Annotated in this window: 18 protein-coding genes and 7 pseudogenes; 4 read left to right on the forward strand and 21 right to left on the reverse strand. The window is 39.0% G+C overall.

Going from position 1 to position 17,632, the window contains the following annotated elements:
• The first annotated feature begins 56 nt into the window (after positions 1-56).
• Genes KUH03_RS10235 through KUH03_RS48455 form a run of 3 tightly spaced genes read left to right on the forward strand, consistent with a single transcriptional unit; the run spans position 57 to position 1,001 of the window.
• Entirely contained in the window at positions 57-668 is a 612-nt protein-coding gene (locus tag KUH03_RS10235) for a CorA family divalent cation transporter (protein ID WP_257093069.1), read from the forward strand.
• 26 nt (positions 669-694) lie between these two features.
• On the forward strand, positions 695-844 hold the full coding sequence (locus KUH03_RS48450; protein ID WP_257093071.1) for a hypothetical protein: 150 nt from the start codon (positions 695-697) through the stop codon (positions 842-844).
• A gap of 10 nt (positions 845-854) precedes the next feature.
• Entirely contained in the window at positions 855-1,001 is a 147-nt protein-coding gene (locus KUH03_RS48455; protein ID WP_373564683.1) for a hypothetical protein, read from the forward strand.
• Here the strand turns inward: KUH03_RS48455 and KUH03_RS10245 are convergent.
• The 6 genes and pseudogenes from KUH03_RS10245 to mscL form a co-directional block, all read right to left on the reverse strand.
• Positions 953-1,297: a tRNA (adenosine(37)-N6)-threonylcarbamoyltransferase complex dimerization subunit type 1 TsaB gene (locus KUH03_RS10245; RefSeq protein WP_257093072.1), complete on the reverse strand. Its 345-nt coding sequence runs from the start codon at positions 1,295-1,297 to the stop codon at positions 953-955. The genes KUH03_RS48455 and KUH03_RS10245 overlap by 49 nt on opposite strands.
• A gap of 23 nt (positions 1,298-1,320) precedes the next feature.
• Positions 1,321-1,653, reverse strand: coding sequence for a tRNA (adenosine(37)-N6)-threonylcarbamoyltransferase complex dimerization subunit type 1 TsaB (gene tsaB / locus KUH03_RS10250; protein ID WP_257093074.1), 333 nt, complete (start codon positions 1,651-1,653; stop codon positions 1,321-1,323).
• Between the two features lie 14 nt (positions 1,654-1,667).
• Positions 1,668-1,921 (reverse strand): annotated as a pseudogene (gene yidD, locus KUH03_RS10255) (membrane protein insertion efficiency factor YidD).
• A gap of 93 nt (positions 1,922-2,014) precedes the next feature.
• A complete protein-coding gene (locus tag KUH03_RS10260) occupies positions 2,015-2,143 on the reverse strand; it encodes a ribonuclease P protein component (protein WP_306429723.1) in 129 nt (42 codons plus the stop codon).
• A gap of 214 nt (positions 2,144-2,357) precedes the next feature.
• On the reverse strand, positions 2,358-2,516 hold the full coding sequence (gene rpmH, locus KUH03_RS10265) for a 50S ribosomal protein L34 (protein ID WP_075991291.1): 159 nt from the start codon (positions 2,514-2,516) through the stop codon (positions 2,358-2,360).
• A gap of 241 nt (positions 2,517-2,757) precedes the next feature.
• On the reverse strand, positions 2,758-3,165 hold the full coding sequence (gene mscL / locus KUH03_RS10270; RefSeq protein WP_257093076.1) for a large-conductance mechanosensitive channel protein MscL: 408 nt from the start codon (positions 3,163-3,165) through the stop codon (positions 2,758-2,760).
• A 415-nt stretch (positions 3,166-3,580) separates the two neighbouring features.
• Between mscL and KUH03_RS10275 the strand changes: the two genes are divergently transcribed.
• Positions 3,581-4,090 (forward strand): response regulator transcription factor, encoded by a 510-nt coding sequence (locus tag KUH03_RS10275; protein ID WP_257096879.1) that lies wholly within the window; start codon positions 3,581-3,583, stop codon positions 4,088-4,090.
• Positions 4,091-4,112: 22 nt separating this feature from the next.
• Here KUH03_RS10275 and KUH03_RS10280 read toward each other — a convergent pair whose 3' ends face one another.
• The 15 genes and pseudogenes from KUH03_RS10280 to KUH03_RS45685 form a co-directional block, all read right to left on the reverse strand.
• Positions 4,113-4,448 carry a hypothetical protein gene (locus tag KUH03_RS10280; protein WP_257093077.1) on the reverse strand — a complete coding sequence of 112 codons (336 nt, stop codon included), beginning with the start codon at positions 4,446-4,448 and terminating at the stop codon, positions 4,113-4,115.
• On the reverse strand, positions 4,445-5,254 hold the full coding sequence (locus KUH03_RS10285) for a sugar phosphate isomerase/epimerase (RefSeq protein ID WP_257093079.1): 810 nt from the start codon (positions 5,252-5,254) through the stop codon (positions 4,445-4,447). The genes KUH03_RS10280 and KUH03_RS10285 overlap by 4 nt, the downstream gene beginning before the upstream one ends.
• Positions 5,255-5,342: 88 nt before the next feature.
• A pseudogene (gene ftsZ, locus KUH03_RS10290) lies at positions 5,343-7,037 on the reverse strand (cell division protein FtsZ).
• A 140-nt stretch (positions 7,038-7,177) separates the two neighbouring features.
• Positions 7,178-8,549: pseudogene (gene ftsA / locus KUH03_RS10295) on the reverse strand (cell division protein FtsA).
• A 25-nt stretch (positions 8,550-8,574) separates the two neighbouring features.
• Positions 8,575-9,339, reverse strand: coding sequence for a cell division protein FtsQ/DivIB (locus tag KUH03_RS10300; protein WP_257093081.1), 765 nt, complete (start codon positions 9,337-9,339; stop codon positions 8,575-8,577).
• Between the two features lie 63 nt (positions 9,340-9,402).
• Complete coding sequence (locus tag KUH03_RS45645) at positions 9,403-9,738, reverse strand: cyanophycin synthetase (RefSeq protein WP_306429527.1); 336 nt, start codon at positions 9,736-9,738, stop codon at positions 9,403-9,405.
• Positions 9,739-9,743: 5 nt separating this feature from the next.
• Positions 9,744-10,334, reverse strand: coding sequence for a Mur ligase family protein (locus KUH03_RS45650; RefSeq protein ID WP_306429528.1), 591 nt, complete (start codon positions 10,332-10,334; stop codon positions 9,744-9,746).
• A 67-nt stretch (positions 10,335-10,401) separates the two neighbouring features.
• A complete protein-coding gene (locus KUH03_RS45660) occupies positions 10,402-10,755 on the reverse strand; it encodes a Mur ligase domain-containing protein (RefSeq protein ID WP_306429530.1) in 354 nt (117 codons plus the stop codon).
• 9 nt (positions 10,756-10,764) lie between these two features.
• Positions 10,765-11,420: pseudogene (locus KUH03_RS48460) on the reverse strand (glycosyltransferase).
• Positions 11,421-11,431: 11 nt separating this feature from the next.
• A pseudogene (locus KUH03_RS48465) lies at positions 11,432-11,781 on the reverse strand (glycosyltransferase).
• A gap of 203 nt (positions 11,782-11,984) precedes the next feature.
• Positions 11,985-13,082: an FtsW/RodA/SpoVE family cell cycle protein gene (locus tag KUH03_RS10315; protein WP_306429534.1), complete on the reverse strand. Its 1,098-nt coding sequence runs from the start codon at positions 13,080-13,082 to the stop codon at positions 11,985-11,987.
• Positions 13,083-13,113: 31 nt separating this feature from the next.
• Positions 13,114-14,487 carry a UDP-N-acetylmuramoyl-L-alanine--D-glutamate ligase gene (murD, locus tag KUH03_RS10320; protein WP_257093083.1) on the reverse strand — a complete coding sequence of 458 codons (1,374 nt, stop codon included), beginning with the start codon at positions 14,485-14,487 and terminating at the stop codon, positions 13,114-13,116.
• Positions 14,488-14,489: 2 nt separating this feature from the next.
• Positions 14,490-15,729, reverse strand: a pseudogene (mraY, locus tag KUH03_RS10325) (phospho-N-acetylmuramoyl-pentapeptide-transferase).
• A 3-nt stretch (positions 15,730-15,732) separates the two neighbouring features.
• Positions 15,733-17,171: pseudogene (locus KUH03_RS10330) on the reverse strand (UDP-N-acetylmuramoyl-L-alanyl-D-glutamate--2,6-diaminopimelate ligase).
• 19 nt (positions 17,172-17,190) lie between these two features.
• Complete coding sequence (locus tag KUH03_RS45685; RefSeq protein ID WP_306429725.1) at positions 17,191-17,577, reverse strand: PASTA domain-containing protein; 387 nt, start codon at positions 17,575-17,577, stop codon at positions 17,191-17,193.
• Positions 17,578-17,632 lie beyond the last annotated feature (55 nt).

Genomic DNA, 17,632 nt, shown 5'->3' on the forward strand with positions numbered 1-17,632 from the left:
AGATATTGGCAACAAACAAAATTGTTTAGTATCTTGTCTTTGTATAAATTAGATTTATGATCAGAACGATTGTTGAAAAAGAAATCGCAAATTATGAATGGATTGATATCTCCGAGCCTACCTCGGAAGATTTTACTTTCATCAAGGAAAGATATAATCTAAATGATGCCTCCATCAAGGATTCCAAGGAACCAGATCATCTCCCTAAAATTGAAGAATTTGAAAACTACACGTTTGTTATTCTCCGGGTCATGTCTGATAATTTCAAAGAGAATTCGGACAGTATAGGCGAAGTAACAGATCGCCTAACGATTTTCTATGGCAGCGATTTTGTAATCACTGTACATAAACGCCGTATTGAATTTTTAGAGAAGCTCAAAAACATTGAGTTTACGAGTATAAAGACTAAAAATAGTCGAAAACTGGCTGTATTTATTACCACAGCTGCGGTTTTCACTTTCAGTAAAACATTGGAACAACTGTCAACACGTATCGATTCTTATGAGGAACTGATTTTTCTGAAACGTATGAAGCAACAACCTGTACTGAAAAATCTATATTTCATCAAACGGCAAATAGATGTCGCCAGAAAGGTCATCTTTTTATATAAGGAGGTCATCGAACATTTCCATTCGTCCTCCAAAAAGACGTATATACGCGGGACTTAAAAGATCTTCAAATACGCACCTCGACATTGTATGAAAACTTATCTGAGAATGTTGCGCAATTATTGAACGTATTCTTTAATATATCATCAAATCACACGAACGAAATCATGCGTATTTTGACGATTTTCTCAGTCTTTTTATGCCGATTACATTTGTGGCGGGAGTATATGGAATGAATTTAAAAATATGCCGGAACTGGAATGGTATTATGGTTACCCCATTGCTATGGCAATCATGATTGTTATTTCGATGGCCATTTACTTATGGTTCAAAGAAAAGGTTGGCTATAAGCCAACCTTTTTCTTTGTCGTTACCACAAAGTCTTTCAGATAGAAAGGCTCAAAATAGGCAACATCCTCGAATTCTTTATTTTGAAATTTATCAAACGCCAATTGTGATAAAAACGCAGCAGAATCTCGAAACCCTAAATGCACATTCACCCGATCGTTTGTATCAAAAAATGTATCAAATTTATCAGCACCTGAACCAAATAGATTAACGCAATTGTATGTAGTCAACAGTTCTTCAAAATAATCAGCGTCAATGATCTCTGCTGAAGTAGGTTTTACAAGTTCACGCTTATGGTCATATACTGCAGAATATACTTCCATGCGACGCGCATCCAGCATGGGTATAAAAGCTTCTTTTTCCTTTAATCCAAATTGTTCGTGGTATCCAAAAACAATGCTTCAAGCGTATTGATCGCAATCAAAGGTATATCTAAACCATAACAAAGGCCTTTTGCTGTAGACACCCCAATACGCAATCCTGTATAAGATCCGGGGCCCATGCTTACCGCTATCGCTGTAAGCTCTTTCATAGAACGTTCTGTTTCAGCCAAAACCTGTTCGATCAAAACAGTCAGTTTAGCAGCATGCGCGTTAGGTTCATCAAGATCCAGCACAGTTAATGTCTGTCCATTTTCACTTAAGGCTACCGAACAAACGCTGGTCGAGGTATCAATTTGTAAAATTAAATTATTCATCGTTTATATTGAAATCAAGGTACAGGATCATGACCATGGCCGCCCCAGGGATTACAACGTCCTATTCGCTTCAAGGCCATCCAGCCCCCTTAAAAGGTCCATATTTTAGAATAGCCTCCTTGCCATATTGAGAACAAGTAGGTGTATACCGGCAATTAGCACCCAAGAATGGTGAAATAAATAGTTGATAGAAACGAATAATAGCTAAGAAAATAAAACTAAAGAAAGGTTTAATTCCCTTTTTCCAAATAAGCATCAGCACATTCATCCTGTAATTTTTTTAGCATTTTATTCATCGCGGTATGGAACACATCATATGCTAAGATCTGCTTGCCCACGTACTGAATAGCTAAATACAAAGTTACATTATGTCTAAGCAAAAAGGAATCAAATCATTCGATTTTTGGAGACGATAGCTTTCACGCATCATACGCTTTATCGCATTGCGATCTATTGCTCTTTTGAACCTACGTTTGGAAACAGATATAATAGACTGACAGGGGAGGAATTTTCAGTCTCATTGCTTTTTCGAAAACAAAAACAATTCTAAAAGGGTACAAAACAAAAGAAGAACCGCTTTTAAAAAGCATATCAATACGCCTTTTCGCACATAACCGTTCTTCTTTTGTAAATGTATTTCTCATACGATGACTTAATCTTATCAGAAAAAGCTCTTATAAGCGGCCACCGATCCTTGTCAAAGATTAACCTTTGTGACGGTATTCGTCAGACACTGTAAGACGTTTTCTACCTTTAGCTCTACGTGAAGCTAATACTCTTCTACCGTTTGCAGAGCTCATGCGCTCTCTAAAACCGTGTTTGTTTCTTCTTTTTCTTTGCGATGGCTGAAATGTTCTTTTCATGACGCTATTATGCTAATTTGTTCTTACTTCAATTAATACAAAACTCCCCAAGAGGAATGCAAAAGTAAAGTTTATTTTAGACAAAAACAAACAATATTGAGAACATTTAGACTTTAAGTAAAAAGTCACCTCTAATTTATTCACTGACAGCCTAAAAAAACCAATTTACAAATTGCATAAGAATAAAAAACAGAGAAGTAGTACTCCTCTGTCTTATTCCAAATCAAATAAAAATTTGAAATTATTTAGTTTTCAGAATATCTCTGATCTCCGTCAACAATGTTTCTTCTTTTGTTGGTGCAGCTGGAGCGGCAGGAGCAGCCTCATCTTTGCGTTTTAGCGAATTTAATGCTTTAATAACAGTGAAAATACATAATGCAACAATTATAAACTGAATGACCACATTGATAAAATTCCCATAGTTGATAGAAACTTCAGCTTGTTTCGCAGCTTCATCAGCAGCTTTCAGTATAATTTTTTTCGAGGAGAAGTCAACCCCGCCTGTCAAATATCCTATGGGAGGCATGATAATATCGTCAACCAATGATGTAACAATTTTACCAAATGCCCCACCGATAACAACACCGACAGCCAAATCAACAACGCTACCGCGCATTGCGAACTCTTTAAATTCTTTTAAAAATCCCATATTAAAACCATTTAATCTTTTAAAATTTTACCAAAACTAGTAATTGTCACATAAATCTAATTAAAATAAACCAATTTTTTATCGCGAGTCTTCTATTGTCCTATATTTTTCTGTCTTAAATCCTATTTTTAAAATTATGACCTAAAACGATATGCTCAAGTTTTTTATTAACTTAATTTGCTATATTTGCTCGTTAACTAGGGCAAAATATCAAGATATATTGTATATTGATAGTACTTTAAATTTCGTACGGTAATTAAAGCCCAGAATAATATAAAGTATCTATGAAGAAGATTCTTATTGCAGACGACCACGGTATTGTACGACTCGGAGCTTCCGTTATTATTAAGGAAACCCTTAAAAAGCGGAAATATTTCAGGCCGAAAATTTCGACGAGGTACTAGAAAAGATAAAACTGGAAGATTTCGATCTATTATTACTGGATATCAATATGCCAGGAGGAAATAATATTAGAGTTGTTGAAGAAATCCTGCAGATTCAACCATCTATCAAAATTCTAATTTTCTCATCTTATGATGAATCATTATATGCTTTACGCTATATTGAAGCTGGAGCAGTAGGTTATCTCAATAAAACTACCGCGATGGCAGAATTGAGCCACGCTATATTAGCTATCCAAGAGAGAGGTAAGTATATGTCGAGCAATGTACAGGATTTATATGTCCAAAAATTGACTCAGAGTAAATCCGAACTTACGAAATTAAATCCATTGGCACGCTTGTCAAACAGGGAGGTAGATGTAGCAAAACAACTGATCAAAGGTCTAGGAATCATTGAAGTATCGGGTCTACTTGAGCTGAGCCCATCCACTGTAAGTACTTATAAAAGCAGAATATTTGAGAAGCTAAATGTTTCCAATATTCCTGAGCTAATTGAACTTTTCAGAATACACTCCAACAATTAAAATGTTGTTGGAGTGTATCTTTTTAGATTAGATCATCCATTGTTATAACTGGAATATCTTTCACATTGATATCTTTGAGGGGTTCAGATTTTTTTATAAGCGTAACCCACCTCAGCTTCCAAATCCCATAACATAGGGGCCAAGAAATTAAGACAAGTCGTAAATCCTTGTACTGTTGCCGAAAAATCTCCTGTATCTTTTGAATTTTTGCCTCGTTTTCAATTTCAAATGGCCCTTTGAATCCACGTTCCTGAAGTAGATCAACAAAACCGCGCCAATCCATGCTATCTGATCCACCAAATCCAGGAAGCATCGCCTCATAGTGATGTCTATCCCAGTCATGCCCCGGAATACTCACATTTGCTTTTTTGCCAGTTCAGCATCGACATGTTGCATAGGATACATTCCACCCCAATCCACACGAGCAGCTGTCTGTAGGTTACGTGTGGTTTTCACATGTATACGCTGCAATCGACTGATATCAGTATTACGAATGACGTCAATTGGGTTTGTATTTTGCCAAACATCATGTGAAGGATCGTAAATTTCACCATGTGCTTTACTAGGCACCATTGCATACATCAATTTACGTGCTGCCAAGACTGCCGGTAAGTTGTTGTAGGTAGAACTGTATCTTGAAGAACGCCAGCCCTCCATAGGACAGTTTTCATAAAGTATTGTTACCCCAAGACTCTCTGCGTAATTAACAATTGGCGCAAATACACGTTTATATTCATCCAGGTTTTTCTGAAATCCATCGAGCTGATTTCCCAATTCGTGATTATAACCGACGAAAGTACCAACTTTGACATTGTTCTCATCACCACCCAGCAAATGGGCGATCCGGATCAATTTCAATAGGTGATTCTGATTTTTCACGCGTTGTTCGGGATCTCCTCCAATCATATTCTCAAAGGCTCCAAGTGAAAGCTTTAAATCGGCCTGATTAAACAATTCTAGCGTCTCTTTAGCTTTTACCGGTGTAAATCCCTCATAGTCCAAATGTGTAGCTGTATGGTCCTCACGCGTACCATCTTTTCTAAAAACACAAAGGTCAATTCCACCAGCGCCAATTCTTTTTGTCGTTTGAATCAATTCTGGTAGTGACAATTTATCAAAGGCAGAACTCATCACCCATACAGGGTTATTTAATTTTGTAGTCATAGCTTGTATAATTGTATTATATCGGTATTTAAAGATACTAAAAAAGCCATCCGAATGGATGGCTTTTTAGTATTTTATGTCAATTCGATTAATCTACATTGTCGTGTAAAAATGAATTATTTGGTCGAATCTCGGTATTTCCATCCTCAAATGACAATGTAAAGCGAGAGACTTGTGACTGCGAAGAATGTGGTGTATCCTCCAATGACATCTGCTTTCTTTTGTAAGCTGGCTCATTTTCCAACTCATGAAGACCATTCGAAGATTTCAATTTCATGCTTAGTTCTTTCAATCGCAAGATACGCTCTTTGGTACGCACCAATTGATCCTCAAACGATACCTGCTCTTCTTCTACCTGCGGAACTTCTATTTGTTCGTTTGTTGTGCTTGAAGAAAACGTCGGTTTTTCCTCATAGTCTGATGCAGATGGAGTTGAATAGGAATCGAATACTGTTGGCATTTGAAACTGAAAAACAGAAGGTGATGTTTTCAATTGAAAATCACTTTCAGCAAATGGAGTTTCCTCTTCATAAGCGCCATCAAATCCCAAATCATGACGTATTACTTGTGGTTCTTCAATCGCTACTTGCTGTTGTTGCACAACATTTTTGGGAGAAGTAAATAAGTCAGACTGCAGATTATTTGGCGTCGAAGTATTTGTTGAAGGAGCTGGTGTATCCACACGTTGAACCGGAGTGACAAAACTATTGGCAACTGGCGCTTCCTTTGGGGCAACCTGCGAAACAGGTTTAACAAAAGAATTTACCGGTTCAGGTGTCAAGGGCATAGATACTTTTGTATTTTCGCGCTCTTTATCACGTTCTTCTGAAGTCTGAAAACCTGTTGCAATAATTGTTACTGACAATTCATCTTCAAAGTTTTCGTCAATACAATTACCCCAGATCAAATCAGCAGACAAGCCTGCTTTTTCTTGAATATAATCTGTGATGATTGCAACTTCATCCATCGTTACCTCTTTTGTTCCAGAAGTAATATTCAATAAAATATAACGAGCCCCTTCAATCTCATTGTCTTTCAACAATGGGGAAGCCAATGCACCTTCTACTGCGCGTAATGCACGATCTTCGCCTTCGGCAATTGCATTTCCATAATCGCTACACCACTATCGTTCATTACAGTACGAACATCTTTAAAATCGACGTTTACATAACCAGGGATAGTGATAATTTCGGCGATACCTTTTGCGGCAGTAGTTAATATATCATCTGCCTTTGCAAAGGCAGCAGTCATCGTTAGGTTTCCAAAGATTTCGCGCAAGCGATCGTTGGAGATAACAAGATAAGAATCTACATATTTACGCAATTCCGAAAGTCCCTCTTCCGCTTGTGAACGACGACGTTTACCTTCGAATGTAAATGGTGTGGTAATGATCGCAACAGTAAGAATACCCAATTCCTTAGCGGCCTTAGCCAAAACCGGGCTTGCTCCAGTACCTGTACCACCACCCATACCAGCAGTAATAAACAACATTTTGGTATTGGTGCCCAACATGCGTTTGATATCTTCAATACTTTCGATAGCGGAATTTTCACCTACATCAGGATCTGCTCCAGCACCCATACCTTCGGTCAGACTTATTCCCAATTGAACTTTATTTGGGATCGGGCTTAACTCAATGCCTGAGCATCAGTATTACACGATAAAATCTACACCACTAATTCCTTGTTTATACATGTGGTTTACGGCATTTGCCACCACCACCAACCCCAATAACCTTGATTATTGAAGATTGCTCTTTTAACATTTCAAACTGTATTGACATAACTTATCCCTATTTAACTTATAATGAACACGATATCAAAATGAACCAAACCCACTATATGTAATGTAATAATAATATAATTTCAACAAAAGTTTTCCACATTTGTGAAATTGTGGAAAACTTCAACCATTGTGGAAAACTTACTTTTTATCTAAAAAACTTGCGTCATCAATTTCATTACCATCCTTAATAAATCGCTTGAACCATGACAACAATCCTTGCTCTTTTTGCTGTTGTTCCGAAACTTCTTTCGTCGTCGTGGTCGCCTGTACTTTTTAGCTGGTGCATGCGCTTCTCTACGGCTATCCTCCTCTTCTTCATGCGATTGAATACCCTTGATCAACAAGCCAATACTTGTTGCGTATAATGGGCTTTTCAATTCCTCAAATAGCGGTTTCGGCAACACTTCATTCTTCGAAAGATACTCGTTAGGAAAACCGACACGACAATCTATTCCAGTGATGTACTCAACGAGTTGTACCAAATGCTTCAATTGAGCTCCACCTCCTGTGATAACGATACCACCGATCAGTTTATTTTCATAACCAGAAGATTTGATCTCATAATAAACATGTTCGATAATCTCTTCCATTCTGGCTTGAATAATATAAGCTAAGTTTTTAACCGAAATTTCTTTCGGCTCACGACCTTTCAATCCAGGCACACAGATCACCTCATTCTCTTTATTTTCATCCGCAAGAGCAGATCCAAATCGAGTTTTCAGCAATTCCGCCTGCGAACGCAATACAGAACAACCTTGGCGAATATCTTCAGTCACAATATTACCGCCCAATGGGATTACAGCAGTATGACGAATGATTCCTTCATGGAAGATTGCAACATCTGTCGTTCCACCACCAATATCAACTAATACAACACCAGCATTTTTTCATCTTCATCCAATACAGCTTCTGAAGATGCCAAAGGCTCAAGGATCAGTTCAGCAACTTCCAGGTTGGAATTATCAATACATTTTTTAATATTTTTGATATCGGTAACTCTTCCCGAAATAATATGGAAATTTGCTTCTATACGACGTCCAGCCATGCCGATAGGTTCGCGGATACCCGGTTCATTATCTACCGTAAACTCCTGAGGTAAAACATGTATAATTTCTTCTCCTGGAGGCAGTACCAGTTTATACATATCCGAAATCAATCGTTCGATATCTCTGCGAATGATTTCATCATCACCATCTGTTTTGGTAAATATTCCACGGTGTTGGATGCTCTTAATGTGTTGACCAGCGATCCCCACATTGACAACCTTAATATCGACATTAGATTGTGCTTCGGCAATTTCTACCGCCTCCAAAATACTTCCCACAGTCTTTTGGATATTGGCAACCACTCCTCGGCTCACACCTGCAGAGTCGGCTTTGCCCACACCTAATAATTCGATTTTGTTCCCTGAGCTACGTCTCCCAACCGTAACACAAATTTTGGTAGTACCAATATCGAGTCCCACGATAATTGGATTCTCTCTTTCAATTTCTGCTGCCTTTGAGTTCATAATTTCCTGTATTGTTGCTGTATTACTATAATGTATTATTTGCTATTTTTTTTGTTTGATCATCTGAGAAGCTCCAATTTCCTCGCTTTTCACAGATGATCTGTCCTCCGTATTTTACATTCACCACACCATAGGCATTGATACCTACTTTTGGCATGATCTGCGTATAAAATGTTTTTAATAATTCAAACTTTTGTTCCAACGAATCGGCAGATCCAACAATCAATTGTTGTGTTCCGACCCGGGGTACAAGTTCTATGTCATGATCTGCATTCACATAGATCTGTACAACCTGGTTACTCCACAATTCATCCTTTCCAATAAATTCCGCCACCTTCACTAAATCTTTCACCAATGGAGTTGATATTGTATCCAATGCCTCGTTATATCCTTCAGCTATATTACCGTTTGCCACCATGATGTGCGGGATATACTTTAACGTAGTCGGTATCTTTAAACCTTTGGGATCAACATAGAACTCGCGTCCGTTTTTATTGATAATCCGCATGACAGCTTCGCGCTGATCGATATTAATCCGTATGGTTCCGTCCATATCAGCATGAATACTAGCATTCGATACATAGGGCAACTTTTTCAAGGTCTTTTCCACCCGCTGAAAAGGAATACCATTGACCTTCTTACCTACAAAACTTCCATAGTTTTGCTCAATCAGTTTTGAAATATCTGCTTGGTCAATAAAAGCCTCTGTTCCTTCAATGACTATTTTCACATCCTTACAGAGCTGTTGTTCATCACGCTTCCCCACAATGGCCATGATCACAACCACCACAATAACCCCAATAAAAAATAGGGTAAAGTAGAGTACACGGTTCCATTGTATGTCACGTAATTTTTAAGCATGTTCAAAGATCGCTTGTAATGGTTTTACCAATTTATCTATATCTCCTGCTCCTACTGTCACGATCAAATCCGGTCTTTCATTTCGTGCAAAATCTAATACCTCTTCGGCTGTAACAATCTGTTTATGCTGCGCTGTAATTTTATCCAACAACCAACTTGAGTTAACGCCTTCTATCGGAAGTTCCCGTGCTGGATATATTTCCATTAAGAGTAGATTATCCGCCGTAGATAACACTTCAGCAAACCCATCCACAAAATCTCTGGTACGCGTAAACAAATGTGGCTGAAATACAACATTTAGTTTCTTTGTTGGATATAATTTCCGCATGGATGTCAAAAAGCTCGTAACTCTTCAGGATGATGCGCATAATCGTCAATATAAACCACCTCTGGTGTACGGACAATATATTCAAAACGTCTTTTGACTCCTTTGAATGTTGTCAAAGCGGTCTTAATTGCCTCCGTCGAAATCCCCAGTAGACGAGCTACTGTAATTGCTGCAACAGCATTTTCAACATTGTGAATCCCTGGAATACCCAAATGAATATCTTCAATTTTCCCATTGGCATCCTGATAATCGAAAAAGAACTCCCCTTCTCTTACGTGAACATTGGATGCATAGGCATCTGCCACTTCCTGACCAGAATAACTAATCTGACCTTTAAATTCCAGTCCTTTCCTTATAATACGCGTGCCGCCATCAACGACCTTGTCCAAAAACAGCTGGAAAGATTCAAGCAAATGGCTCTTATCACCGTAGATATCCAAATGATCTGCATCCGAAGAAGTTACGATCGCGATATTCGGATGAAGTGTCAAAAATGAACGATCAAATTCGTCAGCTTCAACCACTACGGTATTATTGTTTCCGTAAAGTACATTCGTATCGTAATTAGAGCTGATACCCCTAAAAAAGCGGAGCAATCGTAGCCCGAATCTTTCAATAGGTGTGCGACCATCGTTGAAGTAGTCGTTTTGCCATGGGTTCCAGCTACCGCAATTGTAAACCTACTTTCACTAATGATACCGAGTACTTGTGATCTTTTATACAATACATGACCCTGAGATTCAAAAAAGCTTTAATCTTGGAATCTTTAGGAATCGCAGGTGTAAATATCACCAATGTAGCAGCAGCAGGCTGATGGAAAATAGAATCAATAGAATTCACATCATCCAGATATGTGATCGAAATACCTTCTTTGACCAATGTCTTGGTCAATTCGGTTTCCGTACGGTCATATCCATTCACCTCACAGCCCAAATGCTTAAAATAGCGTGCAAGGCCACTCATGCCGATTCCGCCGATTCCGATCAAGTAAACTTGTTTTATTGCATCTAGATTCATACGCATTATCTATTTCTTATTTGCCAATTTATACACTTGCTCTGCAATCTGAATATCAGCATCCAGCTTACCAAGTACTTTTATATTTTCACTCAACTGTGCCACTTGATCCGGATTCCTGAATAAATCCAACGCTGTTGGAATCAAAGTCTTTGTGGCATCTATATCTTTCACCAACAGTGCTGCATGCTTATTGACCAATGCCATTGCATTTTTAGTCTGATGATCTTCCGCAACATTTGGCGAAGGAACCAGAATAACAGGTTTCCCGACAACACACAGTTCCGAGATCGTACCTGCTCCTGCCCGGCTAATAATCAAATCAGCAGCGGCATAGGCATAATCCATTTTTGAAGAAATGCCATCATCTTCACATTCGCTGGAAGTTTCCCTTCCAGGTCTGTCCGAAGTGTGTCGATATAAAAGCTACCACATTGCCAAATCACCTGTACATCCTCTTTGGATAGCAAATCCAAATAGGCGACAACACTTTCATTCAATGTTCTGGCACCTAAACTCCCACCTAATACCAAGATTGTCTTTTTGTGTTGTTCCAATCCAAAGAACTCCAAAGCCTCAGCCTTTTTTCCTTCGATCGAAACAGACTCCCTTCGTATCGGATTTCCAGTCAACAACACTTTATCAGCTGGGAAGAATTGTTCCATCCCCTCGTAGGCTACACAAATCTTTGCCGCTTTTGCACCAACCTTTTATTTGTTACACCAGCGTAAGAATTCTGCTCCTGAACTACAGTAGGAACACCCAATTTATTTGCCATCATCAATAAAGGTCCAGAAGCAAAACCACCAACCCCTACTGCAACATCGGGTTTAAAGTCGCGGATTACCTTTTTGCCTTACGGAGGCTCTTCATTAATTTAAATGGTAATAGGATATTCTTCCAAAGCTGCTTTCTATTGATTCCCTGAATATCAAGTCCAACAATGGTGTAACCTGCAGCAGGCACCTTATCCATTTCCATCCGACCATTAGCACCTACAAACAAAATTTCATTTGCAGGATCCATCGTCTTCAACGCATTTGCAATTGAAATCGCCGGAAAGATATGTCCTCCGGTACCACCCCACTTATTATTACTCGGATTGCCATGCTCAATATATCTTTTAAGCTGGAATGGAGCCGATAACCACCTTTTGGGTTTCGGTTTTTCATCCAACTGTTCTTTTCCTTTTAATTCCTCAATATTTCTACTCACACTCAGAATAATCCCTAAGGCGACGCTCGTAAACAAAATCGATGTCCCCCCATACTCACTAAGGGTAATGGCACCCCAGTTACTGGCCCTAGCCCTACTGCCACCGCCATATTTGCCAGAGCTTGTATGGTTAAACTGAAACCTAAACCCGCCGCCAAGAACGTCCCAAACGCCTTGGGACTCATCGTGACAATACGTATACATCGATACATAAAAGCCAAGTATAGAAATAGCAGGATCACCCCACCAACTGTACCATACTCCTCAATAATAATTGCATAAATAAAATCGGAATATGGATGCGGCAATACATTTCGCTGAACGCTATTTCCCGGGCCTTTACCAAAGAGTCCTCCTGTAGCAATTGCGATCTTTGCATTATTTGCTTGATAGTTCTTATCATCCTGGAATGAAACTGGTGTTGCATCATCTTTCTTTTCTACTCCAAAGAAAGACTTAACACGACTATAATACGTCGCACGCCTAGGACCAACAGACACCACTATAATCCCCAATAAAACAACTCCCGCCGAAACAATAGCGATCTGTTTAAACGATATCCGACCAATCAAAAGCAATAAAACACTCACCCCAAACAACATAACCGCAGTAGACATATTCGCCCAAGCGATCAGAACGAAAACACCACATACCGACCCCATTATGGGTAAAAATGCCTTTTTAACGTCCTTGATTTCCTCCTGTTTTCGAGATAACATCCGCGCAAGAAAAACAATCAACGATAATTTTGCCAAATCCGATGTCTGGAATGTCATTCCTGTACCAGGAATAGTTAACCAGCGGCTCGCCTGATTTACACTACTTCCAAATAATAAAGTAAATAGTAATAAAGGTATCGTGATCCCCATTAAAATTTTAGAAATACCCGCATAATATCGATAATCCAGCTTATGCGAGAGATACATCAAAACAAATCCAATGGCAATGATCGAAAAATGCTTCAGCAGATACATTTCTGTCCCCTTACCCTCTTTATAGGCTAGGGTTCCGACCGAACTGTATACAGCCAAAAGTGACCATCCTGATAGAATAATCACAATGATCCATATCCATCGATCACCTTTTAATTTAGACATTATGTTCTGTAACATATCCTTCTCCCTTTATGGTTGTACCATCTATTTATAATTCCATTACAGCAGCTTTAAACTTATCGCCACGATCTTCATAATTTTTAAACCAATCAAAACTTGCACAAGCTGGAGACAATAATACCGTATCACCCTTTTTAGCTAAATGTGAAGACAATACAACGGCATCCTGCATCGATGTACTATTAACGATAATTTCTACATCCTGCTCAAAGGCCTTATGAATTGCCGCCGTATCCTTTCCTAAACACACGATAGCGCGTACTTTGTCTTTCACCAAATCAGCAAGCATTGTATAGTCATTTCCTTTATCTACACCTCCCAATAACAACACGATCGGTGTTGAAAAACTTTCCAAAGCGTACCATACCGAATTAACATTCGTCGCCTTTGAATCATTGATGTAGTTTATGCCACCGATACAAGCAACATGTTCAAGACGATGTGGAATATTCACATACGATCCCATACTCTCTTTCATCGCTTGATTTCTCAACTCCTGCACTTTTGCAATCAATCCAGAAGCCATACTATTATAAATATTATGCTTCCCCTGCAATGACAATTCCTCAGTTCTCATAGTGAATGTATCGTTATTTGGTGTATTAATAATCATTGTTGAATTGGCAGTCAAATAGGCTCCCAATTCAACAAGCTGTTCTTGTGTAAAAGGTAAATAAGTCCCCTTACTATGGTGTCTCTCCAATCCTTTTATTGTCTCAGGATCGTCTAGACAGTATATAAAATAATCTTTCTCCGTCTGATTTTGAATCATTCTGAATTTGGAATCCACATAATTCTCCATTTTATGGTCGTAACGATCCAAATGATCTGGCGTGATATTTAGAATTACAGCAATATCTGCTCTAAAATGGTACATATCATCCAGCATAAAGCTTGAAATTTCCAATACGTAACAGTCAAAATTTTCACGCGCGACCTGAAGTGCAAAGCTTTTTCCAATATTACCTGCCAAACCAACATTAAGGCCACCATGCTTTAGCATTTCGTATGTCAACATGGTTGTCGTAGACTTACCATTTGATCCTGTGATGCAGATTAATTTAGCAGCAGTATATTGGGCAGCAAATTCTATTTCGGCAATAACCGGAATATTTTTTTCCTTTAAGGCGATCACCAAGGGTACTGTTTCCGGAATTCCGGGGCTCTTGACAACAAGAGCAGCATTCAATATCCGAGATTCATCATGATTCCCTTCCTCGAAAGCAATGCCTTCTGCTTTCAATTGCTCCTTATAATGATCTGCTATCAATCCTTTATCCGATACAAAAACATCATAGCCCTTTTCCTTCCCCAGGATTGCAGTACCCACACCACTTTCACCTGCGCCTAAAATGACCAAGCTTCCGGATTGAGGGTAATATGCTGTTGATATATTTGACATCGTTATCTAATTTTTAATGTTACTATTGTCAGAATGGCTAAAATTATTCCCACAATGACAAAACGCGTTACAATTTTTGCTTCATGATACCCCTTCTTTTGGAAGTGGTGATGCAAAGGGACATTAAAAATATCCTTCTTCCTTCACCGTATTTCTTTTTGGTGTATTTAAAATAGGAAACCTGTAGGATCACCGAGAGATTTTCCAATAAAAACACACCACATAAAATCGGAATCAACAATTCTTTACGGATCAAAATCGCAAATGCCGCAATGATACCTCCAATTGCCAAGCTCCCCGTATCCCCATAAAAACCTGTGCTGGATAGGTATTATACCATAGAAAACCGACACAAGCTCCCACAAATGCACCTGCAAAAATCACAAGCTCACCAGAGTTGGGGATATACATAATATTGAGATAGTCTGAAAAAATCACGTTACCAGACACATAAGCCAAAATTGCCAAGGTAACCCCAATTATTGCGGACGTACTCGTGGCCAGACCATCGATACCATCGGTAATATTAGCACCGTTGGATACTGCAGTAACGATAAAAATGACAACAATTAAAAAGACTACAAAAGTCAGATAGTCACTTTGCAAGCCAAACATCTTGAATACCTTGGCGTAGTCAAATTCATTATTCTTATAAAAAGGGATATTTGTTTTAGAAGATTTTACATTTTCAGCATATGTTTTTTCTCCTGTCCCCTCATTAATAACCACTTCCACCGGTTTTGTCGAAGTTGGTTTATCCACCCCTTTACGCACCACAATATCTGGATGAAAATACATCGTGCAGGCAATAATAGCCCCTAAGCCCACTTGCCCCACAACTTTAAACTTCCCGGCTAACCCTTCTTTATTATGTCTAAAAACTTTAATATAATCATCCAGAAAACCTATTGCCCCCATCCAAAGTGTCGTTACAATCATGATGATCACATAGATATTTGTCAACTTGGCAAATAATAAGGTAGGAATCAAGATCCCCGCAATGATAATTATTCCTCCCATTGTGGGCGTACCAGCTTTTTTTTTCACCTTCTAGCCCTAAATCACGAATTGTTTCCCCAACTTGTTTATTATGCAAGAACTGGATCAATTTCCCCCAAAAACCGTGGTAATAATTAATGAAGCGATTACTGCCATAGATGTTCTAAAGGAGATGTATTGAAACAAACCTCCTCCTGGTATATGGATATATTCGCTAAGCCACGTAAATAGATGGTACAACATATTCTATTTTTCGTTAAATGTATTCTCTAAAATTTCCTTATCATCAAAATGATGCTTGACACCATTCACATCTTGATATTTTTCATGTCCTTTTCCGGCGACCAGGATAATATCTCCAGGTTTTGCCAACTGATACGCTGTACGTATCGCCTCTTTACGGTCGGCTATAGAAAGCGTTTTTGCCTTTTGATCAGCCCCTACACCAGCTTCAATATCTTTAATAATCTGATAGGGATCCTCTGTACGTGGATTATCCGATGTAATCAAGAAACGATCGCTGTAGCGTAATGCCGCTTCTGCCATCTCAGGTCTTTTGGTTTTGTCGCGATCACCTCCACAGCCCAAAACAGTAATAATCTTTTGCTCCGGGCGTCTCAAAGAACTAATGGTTTTTAAGACATTTTCAACAGCATCTGGTGTATGTGCATAGTCCACAATACCAAAAACACCTGAGGTGGATTTCATCGTTTCAAAGCGTCCTTCTGCCCCTTTCAAGGTACTTAAGGCCGTCAACACCTTTACGGTCTCTTGCTCCAATAGGATTGCTGCGGTATACACCGCTAAAAGATTATAAGCATTAAAATCACCGATCAATTTGACCCATACTTCCTGCCCATCAATACTCATTAACATCCCATCAAAATGGCTTTCGATAACTTTAGCTTTAAAATCAGCCCCAGAACGCAAGCCATAGCTTTTTTATGGGCAACTGTATTTTGCAACATGATCTGACCATTTCGATCATCCGCATTTGTTAAAGCAAACGCATGTACATCCAAATCATCAAAGAACTTCTTCTTTGCTTTGATATAGTTGTCAAAAGTTTTGTGGAAATCCAAATGATCGTGTGTAATATTCGTAAATATTGCACCTGCAAACACTAACCCCGCAATACGCTCCTGTACCACGGCATGTGAACTGACTTCCATAAAAGCGTAATCACAACCATCGTCTACCATATCCCGTAGGAGTTGGTTCAACTGGATCGGATCCGGTGTAGTGTGTGTTGCGGGAATTATCTTTGGACCAATTTGATTCTGCACTGTTGACAACAAACCAACATGATATCCCAACTCAGTAAACAATTGGAATAACAATGTCGCTACAGTCGTTTTTCCATTGGTTCCCGTCACTCCAACCAACTTGAGTTGCTCGGATGGATTACCATAGAAATTAGCAGAAGCGACTCCCAAGGCATATGCCGAATCTGCCACTAAAATGTAAGCCACAGAGTCCAATGTCTCCACAGGAAGTTCTTCAACAATAACTGCTCTTGCTCCAGAGGCAATTGCCTTATCGACAAATAAATGTCCATCTGTCTGAACACCACGCACAGCGATAAACAAACTTCCCAGCTCCACCTTTCTGGAATCAAAGCACAAAGAGTGCACATCGACCTCTTCGAGGTTTCCCACCACCTGTTGAACAGGGATAGCATGCAATACTTTTTTAAATCCATCATTACTTAAGTTCTAAATTTATCGCTGTTCCAAATGGGAGTTTTTGACCCGCAGTCAAAGATTGTGCTCCCACTCTTCCCTTTCCAAATACATGTGTTTTAAATCCCGCATTCTCCATCACATACAATGCATCCATCAATCCCATTCCCACTACATTTGGTACAATTCCTTCTTTATATTTCAAATCCACAAATGGCACACCTCTATTCGATGTATCTACTTCGCCTCTGGCTACCATATCCCAATTCACTGTATTAATTCCCAACTTATCGTATACTTTCTTACTCGCTTCTCTTGACCCTTGCAAAGTCAATGGCATTCTTCCGCCAACATTAACTGCTTTAAATGATTTTTTTCCCTGCATCTCCATATCGTTAGCATAAACCATATCTGCAAGTTCTTTAAAAACAGGTCCGGCCACCGATCCACCATAATAACCATTT

The organism is Sphingobacterium sp. E70, assembly GCF_019285695.1.
Classification (GTDB): domain Bacteria; phylum Bacteroidota; class Bacteroidia; order Sphingobacteriales; family Sphingobacteriaceae; genus Sphingobacterium; species Sphingobacterium detergens.